7 protein-coding genes are annotated in these 10007 nt (G+C 61.3%); 1 reads left to right on the top strand and 6 read right to left on the bottom strand.

Annotated features, from left to right (window positions below):
* The 5 genes from hemE to G5358_RS18605 form a co-directional block, all read right to left on the bottom strand.
* The coding region (gene hemE / locus G5358_RS18625; RefSeq protein WP_421324677.1) for a uroporphyrinogen decarboxylase at nucleotides 1-898 on the bottom strand (898 nt) is incomplete at its 3' end.
* A gap of 182 nt (nucleotides 899-1080) precedes the next feature.
* A complete protein-coding gene (gene nudC, locus G5358_RS18620) occupies nucleotides 1081-1860 on the bottom strand; it encodes an NAD(+) diphosphatase (RefSeq protein ID WP_421324675.1) in 780 nt (259 codons plus the stop codon).
* Nucleotides 1861-2081: 221 nt separating this feature from the next.
* Nucleotides 2082-5246 (bottom strand): bifunctional proline dehydrogenase/L-glutamate gamma-semialdehyde dehydrogenase PutA, encoded by a 3165-nt coding sequence (putA, locus tag G5358_RS18615; RefSeq protein WP_421324674.1) that lies wholly within the window; start codon nucleotides 5244-5246, stop codon nucleotides 2082-2084.
* A 313-nt stretch (nucleotides 5247-5559) separates the two neighbouring features.
* On the bottom strand, nucleotides 5560-6165 hold the full coding sequence (locus G5358_RS18610; RefSeq protein ID WP_216952951.1) for a TIGR04211 family SH3 domain-containing protein: 606 nt from the start codon (nucleotides 6163-6165) through the stop codon (nucleotides 5560-5562).
* A gap of 146 nt (nucleotides 6166-6311) precedes the next feature.
* The gene (locus tag G5358_RS18605) at nucleotides 6312-7061 is read right to left on the bottom strand and encodes a potassium channel family protein (protein WP_254204246.1); all 750 of its coding nucleotides are present in this window, start codon (nucleotides 7059-7061) and stop codon (nucleotides 6312-6314) included.
* Nucleotides 7062-7161: 100 nt separating this feature from the next.
* Here G5358_RS18605 and G5358_RS18600 point away from each other — a divergent pair, with 100 nt between their 5' ends.
* Nucleotides 7162-8412, top strand: a complete 1251-nt coding sequence (locus G5358_RS18600) for a methyl-accepting chemotaxis protein (RefSeq protein WP_216952949.1) — start codon at nucleotides 7162-7164, stop codon at nucleotides 8410-8412.
* A gap of 140 nt (nucleotides 8413-8552) precedes the next feature.
* Here G5358_RS18600 and gltX read toward each other — a convergent pair whose 3' ends face one another.
* The gene (gene gltX / locus G5358_RS18595) at nucleotides 8553-9968 is read right to left on the bottom strand and encodes a glutamate--tRNA ligase (protein ID WP_076360502.1); all 1416 of its coding nucleotides are present in this window, start codon (nucleotides 9966-9968) and stop codon (nucleotides 8553-8555) included.
* Between the last annotated feature and the right edge of the window lie 39 nt (nucleotides 9969-10007).

Below are 10007 nucleotides of genomic sequence, written 5' to 3'. Positions count from 1 at the left end.
TGGCGTAGAGCATGGAGGGATCCATGTTGCCCTGCAGCGCAACCTTGTCACCGACCCGGCGCTTGGCATCGGCGATGTCGGTGGTCCAGTCCAGACCCAGCGCATCGCAACCGGTGGCGGCGATCTGCTCCAGCCACTGACCGCCGTTCTTGGTGAACAGGGTGACCGGCACGCGGCGACCGTCGTGCTCGCGGATCAGGCCATCGACAATCTTGTGCATGTACTGCAGGGAGAAATCGCGGTAATCGCGAGGGGTGAGCACGCCGCCCCAGGTGTCGAACACCATGACAGCCTGCGCACCCGCCTTGATCTGGGCGTTGAGGTAAGCAATCACGCTGTCGGCCAGCTTGTCGAGCAGCAGGTGCAGGGTTTGCGGCTCCGCGTACATCATCTGCTTGATCTTGGTGAATGCCTTGGAGCTGCCCCCCTCCACCATGTAGGTGGCCAGGGTCCATGGGCTGCCGGAGAAGCCGATGAGCGGCACTTCACCCTTCAGCTCACGGCGGATGGTGCGTACCGCGTTCATCACGTAGCCCAGCTCATCTTCCGGATCCGGGATCGGCAGCGCCTGCACGTCGGCCATGGAGGTGATCGGACGCTCGAAGCGCGGGCCTTCACCCTGCTCGAAGTAGAGACCCAGCCCCATGGCATCGGGCACGGTCAGGATGTCGGAGAAGAGGATGGCAGCATCGAGCGGGTAGCGGCGCAGCGGCTGCAGGGTGACTTCACAGGCCAGCTCGGCATTGCGGCACAGGGACATGAAATCCCCCGCCTGGGCGCGAGTCGCCTTGTATTCCGGCAGATAACGGCCAGCCTGGCGCATCATCCATACCGGCGTCATGTCTACATCCTGACGCAGCAGGGCGCGCAGGTATCGATCGTTCTTCAGCTCTTTCATCCCAGTTCCTGAATTCATATCACGCATAAAATGGCGGTCATAATACCACTTTGCCCACCGGAGCGGACTGCCCAAAACGTGGCAAATGGGTGATCGGTTGCAAAGATGTGAAGGGGCGCAAACCAGAGCGCCCCGTTTTTAAAAAGAGGTGCAAAAAGGTTGGCTAAAAGATAAGCGCCTCGTTACCCCTCGCCAGCCAGTGACAACTCGATCAGCCGCCTGGCAATGGTGCCGTGGGGCGGCAAACGCGGCAGCCGGTCGGCGGCAAAGAAAGCGGCGGCCACCAGTTCGTCATCCTGCACCTTGATCTCGCCGCTCTCGTAGTCGGCGGTAAAGCCCATCATCAGGCTGTGGGGGAAGGGCCAGGGCTGGCTCGCCACATAGCGCACATTGCGCACCCGGATGCCGCTCTCCTCGAACACCTCCCGCGCCACGCACTGCTCAAGATTCTCTCCCGCCTCCACAAAGCCGGCCAGCACGGTATACATGGGATCGTCCGCCTGATAGTGACGGCGATGGGCCGCCAGCAGGATCTCCGGCCCCTTGCGCACCGCCACGATAATGCAAGGTGAAATGCGCGGATAGGCCGTGTGTCCGTGGTGGCACACCTGCGCCCACTCCCCCGCCTTCGGGGTCATGGGGGCGCCGCACTCGCCGCAGAAACGGTGGGTCCGGCGGAAAGTGGCGAGCTGCCAGGCACGGCCCGCGAGACGAAAGCCCTCCTCGTCCCCCGCCACCATCAGCTGGCGCAGGGGGGCCATCATAGTCGTGGCGGCCTCAGCCCCCAGATCCAGCAGATAGCAGGGCAGCCCCTGCCACTCGTCGAAACGCTCGAAATGGGCGTCAGCCAGCGCTGTGGGCAGGCACGCTTTACTTCCTTGTGGCACCTCTCCCTGCTGATCGAGCAGTACCAGATGATCGCCCCCCAGCACGAACCAGCGGGCTTGTTCGGTTAATGACATCAGATAAACACTCTCGTTAAAACAAAACCCTGACCACGGCTGGCCGACCAAGGGGCAAACGCCGCACGAATGGCTCCCATCTTACGACCGGCACGGGTCGCTGACGACCCCGCCGTGGCCGATTGTCCCATTCGTAAAAAACGGATGGTGCAAATAAAGAGGCCGCCCGAAGGCGGCCCGTTGTTATCCGGTATCCCGTATCCGGCCTCTATCGACGCGGATCAGGCATCGCCCATCGCCAGCAGGGAGGCGTTGCCGCCCACTGCAGTGGTGTTGATGGTGCGAGTTTTTTCGGTGACGAAGCGGCTCAGGTAGTGGGGGCCACCCGCCTTGGGGCCGGTGCCGGAGAGCCCCTGGCCGCCGAACGGCTGCACCCCGACCATGGCGCCGATCTGGTTGCGGTTGATGTAGACGTTGCCCACGTTGATGCGGCTCGCCAGCTCCTCCGCGTGGGATTCGTTGCGGCTGTGGATCCCCAGCGTCAGGCCGTAACCAGTGCCGTTGATGTCGCTGATCACCTTGTCCAGATCCCGGGTGGCGTAGCGCACCACGTGCAGGATGGGGCCGAACTGCTCCTTCACCAGCTCGCGGATGGAGCCAATCTCCAGCGCGGTCGGCTGGACGAAGTGTCCCTCCATGGTCGCGGCTGGCATCGGCGCCTGCGCGATCAGGCGAGCACGAGGGATCATGTAGGCGAGGTGGGCATCGAGACCGGCCTTGGCATCGGCATCGATCACCGGGCCGACGTCGGTATTATGCTCGGCCGGGTTGCCCACTTTCAGCTCCTGCATGGCGCCGGTGAGGATCTCCAGCACCCGCTCGGCGATCTCCTCCTGCAGGTAGAGCACACGCAGGGCCGAGCAGCGCTGACCGGCGCTCTGGAAGGCGGCGCTCACCACGTCGCGTACCACCTGCTCCGGCAGGGCGGTGGAGTCGACGATCATGGCGTTCTGGCCACCGGTCTCGGCGATAAGCGGCAGAATGGCGCCATCGCGCTGGGCCAGGGTCATATTGATCAGCTTGGCGGTCTCGGTGGAGCCGGTGAAGCAGACGCCGCCGATGCGCGGATCCGCTGTCAACTTGGCACCGACGGTGGCACCGTCACCGGGCAGCAGTTGCAGCACGTCACCCGGAATACCGGCCTGATGGGCCAGCGTCACAGCCAGATGGGCGATAAGACCGGTCTGCTCGGCAGGCTTGGCGATGACGGTATTGCCGGTGGCCAGCGCAGCGGCGATTTGGCCGAGAAAGATCGCCAGCGGGAAGTTCCACGGGCTGATGCAGACAAACACCCCGCGCCCCTGCAGGAACAGCTCGTTCTGCTCGCCGGTGTAACCGGGCAGCAGGGTCGCCTGCCCCATCAGGCCGCGGGCCTGCACCGCGTAGTAGCGGCAGAAATCGACCGCTTCACGCACCTCGTCGATGCCATCTTGCAGCAGCTTGCCCGCCTCGCGGGTACAGAGGGAGACAAACTGCTCGCGGTTCGCTTCCAGCAGATCCGCCAGCTTCTCCAGCGCGGCAGCACGCTCGCTTACCGGGGTGTCACGCCAGCGCGGGAAGGCAGCGTGGGCGGATGCCAAGGCCTGCTCCACCGCCTGCTCGTCGGCCCAGTGGATCTTGCCGACGGTGAGGCTCACATCCTGCGGGCTCAGCACGGTGCGTGCCTCGCTGCGTTTGAGGGTCTCGCCATCGACGATGGGGCCCGCCAGCCACTGCTTGCTCTCCAGCTCTTTCAAGCGGGCGAAGAAGGGGCGCTGGATGGAGAGGATGTTCATATTGACGCCGCTGGAGTTCTTGCGGTCGATGAAGAGGTTCACCGGCTGCGGAATGCGGTCGTTGGCAAAACCGGAGTAGCGCTTGAGAGTACGCAGCGGGTGCTCGGCCAGCGAATCCACCGGGGTATTGGGATCCACCAGCTTGTGAACGAAGGAGGTGTTGGCCCCGTTCTCCAGCAGGCGGCGCACCAGATAGGGCAGCAGATCCTTGTGGGCGCCGACCGGCGCATAGATGCGGCAGTGCAGGTCGGGATTGTCGTTCAGCACGGCGTTGTGCAGCTCCTCGCCCATGCCGTGCAGACGCTGGAATTCAAACTGGCGATCACCGGCCATCTCCAGAATGCTGACCACGGTATTGGCGTTGTGGGTGGCGAACTGGGGAGCGATAAAGCCGCGAGTCGGCTCACTCAGCAGGTAGCGGGCGCAGGCGAGGTAGGAGATATCGGTGCCCGCCTTGCGGGTAAAGAGCGGGTAGCCGGGCAGGCCCGCCTGCTGGGCATATTTCAGTTCGCTGTCCCAGTAGGCGCCTTTTACCAGTCGCACCGGAATGAGGTCACCCTGCTCGCGGGCCAGTGCGGTGAGCCAGCAGAGTACCGGCAGGGCGCGCTTGGAGTAAGCCTGCACCACCATGCCGAGCTTGCCCCAGCCACGGTTGGCGTCGGAGCGGTAGAGCTGCTCGAACAGATCCAGCGACAGCTCGAGTCTGTCCATCTCCTCGGCGTCGATGCTGATGGCCACATCCTTGTCGCGGGCCAGACGCACCAGCCCCACCAGCCGCTCGCACATTTCGCCGAGCACCCGTTCGCGGTTGGCCACGTCATAGCGTGGATGGAGTGCCGAGAGCTTGATGGAGATGGAGGGGGCCGGGCCGCCGTCGCTGATCCGCTCGTTGCCCACCGCCTCGATGGCGTTGCGGTAATCGGTCAGATACTTGTCGGCATCCTGCATGGTCAGCGCAGATTCACCCAGCATGTCGTAGGTATGGGTGTAGCCCAGCTCGCGGGATTTGCGGCTCGCCTTGAGCGCCTCCTTCATGTCGCGCCCCAGCACGAACTGCTTGCCCATGATCTTCATGGCGGCATACATGGCGGATCGCACCACCGGCTCCCCCAGCTTGTTGACCATCCGCCCCAGCAGGTTGGCCGGGTTGCCGTCGAGCTTTTTGTCGAGCTTGATAATCTTGCCGGTCAGCATCAGCCCCCAGGTGGAGGCGTTGACCAGAGTAGAGTCGCTCTTGCGGAAATGAGATGACCAGTTGGCGCCGGAGAGCTTGTCCTTGATCAGGGCGTCAGCGGTCTCGGCATCGGGAATGCGCAGCAGCGCCTCGGCCAGACACATCAGGATAATCCCCTCCTGGGTATCCAGGCTGTACTCCTGCAGGAAGGCGTCGATACCGTCACCGGAGCCGCTCTCCTTGCGCACCTTGGTCACCAGAGTACGGGCACGCTGGGTCACCTGCTCCAGCGAGGCGCCATCCCCCGGCAGCATGGCCGACAGTTCGGCCAGATAGGCATTTTCATCCACCACATAGTTCTGGGTGATGGCTTCGCGCAGGGCGGCCAGATCAGAGGGGATATAGTCAGCGGCAAGTACTTGAGTAGCTTTGAACATATGGGGTCTTCCTGTACGCCCTAAGGCTGATATCGACAAAGGCGGTCGCGCCGCCGAAACGCCGACAATGTATACAATATCCTCCCCTATATGAAATGAATTTGTTGCCACTCTTTAACAAAGATCGCTAATTCACCCTATTCATTCCCTTTTGAAGCCAGCCCGCCAATAAACATGAGGGTCATCTGACTTCATTTTGTATACGATCTGCCGCCGCTCTATCGCAAAGCAGCCACCCATCCCCCCAATACGCCCCAAAAAAAGAAGGGCCGCCACGGCGACCCTTCTCATCAATTTATTCAGCCAAATGCTGTCAGTTCATCCAGCGATCGCCACGACTGCGACGACGGGGCAGCATCGGCAGCAGGATACCAAGCAGGATACCGGCCCCCACCATGGCACCACCACGGATAAACCAGTCCATCTGCATGTCGTGTTCCTGGTTGTCGTAGCTCTGGGTCAGGGCATCATTCTGCTCTTTGAGATTGCTCATCTCCTCACCCTGACTGACCAACTGGGCCTTGAGAGCGGCGATCTCCTTGCTCTGGGCAGCGATCTGGCCATCCTTTTCGGTAAAGCGTTTCTCGTTGTCACCGTTGAGATTTTGCAGGCGGGCCTTGAGCTCATCCCGCTCCTTTTCAACCTGAGGGAGCCGCTCACGCAAGCTGGGCTCACTCTGTAGTTCGCTGCTTTTTATCCACCCTTCGCGGCCACGCCCGTCCACCACCTGGGTGAATCCGGCCTCGCCGTTCACCGCCTTCACCTCCAGCGGTTCACCAGCCTTGACGCTACCGAGGATCCGGTACTGGGTACCCGGACCATTGTGGATATAGGTAAAGATGTTGTCTGAAACATAACGGGTATCGGCCAGTGCCTGTTGGGCACACAAGCAGATCAAAATCCCGAGAAGGGCGCGCATGGTCGATCGGTTCTCTTTTTCTGGTTTGGACAAGAGGTTGAATGTTAAGCCGCCAGCAGGCTAAAGGACAAGCAAAGAAAAAGCAGCGCCCCCCGGATATAAAGCGCGGAGTTGCGAGTCACCTCGCAACTTGCCCGCCCTTGGCCTCACTTGTTTTTTAGCTCCCGCACCTCGCTGCGCAGGGCGCGGATCTCTCGCAGCAACTCCTCTTGCTGGTTGTTGTAGTGATGACGCCACTTGTCGGTCTCGCTCTCCTTGGTCGGCTGCAAAAAGATGCTTGCCATAAAACCGCTGATGGCACCAAACAGACCGACCCCAAACAGGATCAGCAGGCTGGCGACAAACCGCCCCTCCTCGGTCTTGGGCACCAGATCGCCATAGCCCACGGTCGACAGGGTCACCAGCGTCCACCAGAAGGCGTCATAGGGGGTCTCAATCTGGCTGCCGGGCTGACCAGACTCAATCCAGTACATGACGCCGGAGCCCAATCCCAGCAGCAGGACGAAGAGGAAGAGGATGCCGGAGAGGGTGGTCTCGTTGCGCTCGCGACGGAACATGGCCCAGAGATCCGGGTGCTCCTTGAACAGTTGATAGACCCGCCACAACTGGAGCAGTCGGGCCCAACGCAGCTGCTCCACCATCGGCAGACTACCCGGCAGATAGAACCAGTTTGCCTTGAAGTAGGCTTTGCGGTCTGGAGCACGGATCCAGCCATAAGCAAAATGCGCGAGGAAGAAGTAGCAGATCAGACTGTCCAGGTCATAGAAGAGCTGCAGGGTCTGGGGAGTCAGGGTTTCGTGGCCCCACCAGCGGGCCGTCACCAGCAGAACCGAGACAATCGACAGAAATGCCATCAGCAGATCCATCGCCCGTAGATGAGTTAAGTGATGTCGCATACATTTTCCAACTTTAAGCACAGTGCGAATTAATAAAAGAGAAGATAATGCCGATAGCCTTGAGGGCAAAGGAAAAGCGATATTCAAAGGAGATTTTACGATGCAGTTGAACCTGCTGGAGAAGCGGATGAGCAACATTCGGCTGGTGCCGAAAGTGGTGTTGCTGATGGTGGTGAGTACCATTTTGCTACTGACCAAACTCTGGTTTGATACCAACAATCTGGAGACCACCCTGCTCAGCGAGGGGCTTGATCCGGACAAAGCCAACGCCATTGCCGACCGCCTGCTCTGGAGCGGCCTGATGGAGACCACCATCATGGGGCTGCTGTTCGTGATCCTGCTGATGACCGGTTCCCGCCTGATGGTCAAGCAGGTGCACTATCTGGTGGATCTGCTGGAGCGCTTCGCCAAGCGGGATCTCAGTCACAAGGTGTTGCTCAAATCTCGGGATGAATTCGGTGACATCGCCAAGGCGGTCTCCCACTCGCAGGAGAACCTCAAAGCAGTGTTTAACAACCAGCGCGCCGCCTGCAAGGAGCTCAACGACATCGCCTCTCAGGTCACCCTCTGCATGGAGGAGGCCAACGAAGCGATCAACGAAGAGTTCACCCAGATCGAACAGCTGGCGAGCGCCATGAGCCAGATGGTCGGCGCCATTCGCGAAGTGGCTGCCCATGCGGATCAGGCCTCTCACGCCACCGCCGAAACCAGCCAGCTGGCGGAAGAGGGAAGCCGCTGCGTCGCCGATACCGTCAGCACCATCGACACCCTCTCCGGCAACATCCAGCGCTCCGCCACCGTGGTCAACGAGGTGGAGCAGGGGGTCGAGCGCATTGGCTCTGTGGTCGACACCATTCGCGGCATCTCGGAGCAGACCAACCTGCTGGCACTGAACGCCGCCATCGAAGCGGCTCGCGCCGGTGAAGCGGGTCGTGGCTTTGCCGTGGTGGCCTCCGAAGTGCGCGAGCTGGCCAACCGGGCTCAGGCCGCCACCGTCGAGATCCAGAAGATGATCGAACAGCTGCAGGGCAATGCCGGTCAGGCCGCCGAACTTATGGCCCAGAGCGTGCGCCAGGCCGACAAGGGGGTGGAACAGGTGACCCAGGCCGGTACCCAGCTCGCCACCATAGTGCAGCGGGTACAGGGTGTCGCCGACATGAACCGCCACATCGCCGCCGCCTCCGAGCAGCAGAGCTCGGTCGCCGAAGAGATGCGCGGCAATCTGGAACAGGTCAAGCAGATTGCCGAAGGCTCCGTCGTGGTGCTGCGCGAGCTGCAAGAGGCCTCCGAGCTGGTCGAACAGCACAGCAAGGAGCTCGACAGCCAGATCCACTCCTTCAAGCTCGCCTGACTGCTCGCCCTGGTCGGGCATGACCGCGTTGTGCCCTGCCGCCGCTCCCGGCCATAAAAAAATCCGAAACCAGTGGTTTCGGATTTTTTCTATCGGACAAAGGGCAGGCTCGGCTATCGCTTTGCCCACTCTTGCACAACTTACTCGGCAGCCATACGGGCTTCGATGTAAGCCAGTGCGCGGTCGATACGCGCCAGTACGCGCTCCTTGCCCACCAATGCCATTACGGCGTCGATGGCAGGGGATTGACCCAGACCGGTGACGGCCACACGCAGCGGCATACCAACCTTGCCCATGCCCTGACCCAGCTCGGCGGCAGTGGCTTCAATCAGCTCGTGCAGCGCTTCGGTAGTCCAGCTATCCAGTGCAGCCAGCTTGGTTTTGGCCAGAGCCAGCGGCTCGGCAGCCACGCCGCGCAGGTGCTTCTTGGCAGCGGCTTCGTCGATGGCCTCGTACTCTTCGAACAGGTAGCGGCTCTGGGCGGCCATCTCGACCAGGGTGTTGCAGCGCTCGGCCAGCAGGGTGACCACGTCGGCCAGCGCGGGGCCATTGCTGGTGTCGATCTTCTGGTTTTCCATGTGCCATGCCAGATGCTTGGCAACATAGGCCGGATCCAGGCTGCGCATGTAGTGGTTGTTCAGCCACAACAGCTTGTCGGTGTTGAAGGCGGAGGCAGACTTGGAGATGGCATCCAGGCTGAACAGCTTGATCATCTCTTCCAGGCTGAAGATCTCCTGATCGCCGTGGGACCAGCCCAGACGCACCAGATAGTTCAGCAGCGCTTCCGGCAGGTAGCCGTCGTCGCGGTACTGCATCACGGAGACTGCACCGTGGCGCTTGGAGAGCTTGGCGCCATCGTCACCCAGGATCATGGATACGTGGGCAAACTCAGGTACCGGCGCGTTCAGCGCCTTGTAGATGTTGATCTGGCGCGGGGTATTGTTGATGTGGTCTTCACCACGCACCACGTGGGTGATCTCCATATCCCAGTCATCGACCACTACGCAGAAGTTGTAGGTCGGCGCGCCGTCGGTACGGCGGATAATCAGATCGTCCAGCTCGGTGTTGGCGAACTCGATGCGGCCACGGACGTGGTCATCGAACACCACGGAACCTTCGGTCGGGTTGCGGAAGCGAATCACGTGCGGCGCATCGGCCGGGTGATCGTGGGCGTGGTCGCGACACTTGCCGTCGTAACGTGGCTTCTCGCCGTTGGCCATCTGGCCTTCGCGCAGTGCTTCCAGACGCTCTTTGGAGCAGTAGCACTTGTAGGCGCGGCCATCGGCCAGCATCTCGTCGATCAGACCGTTGTAGCGATCGAAGCGCTTGGTCTGGTAGTAGGGGCCCTCATCCCAGTTCAGCTCCAGCCATTCCATGCCCTCAATGATGGCGTCGATCGCCTCCTGAGTGGAACGTTCCAGGTCGGTATCCTCAATACGCAGCACGAACTCACCGCCCTGGTTCTTTGCAAACAACCAGGAATAGAGTGCGGTACGGGCACCGCCGACATGCAAAAAGCCGGTCGGGCTGGGAGCAAAACGGGTTTTGACTTTCATCTTTAAGCCTTGTGTAGAGGGCCTTGGGCCAATTCGTTA

Source organism: Aeromonas sp. 604176 (assembly GCF_049170755.1).
Taxonomy (GTDB): Bacteria; Pseudomonadota; Gammaproteobacteria; order Enterobacterales; family Aeromonadaceae; genus Aeromonas; species Aeromonas veronii_A.
This window is presented reverse-complemented; position numbering and strand designations above follow the sequence as displayed.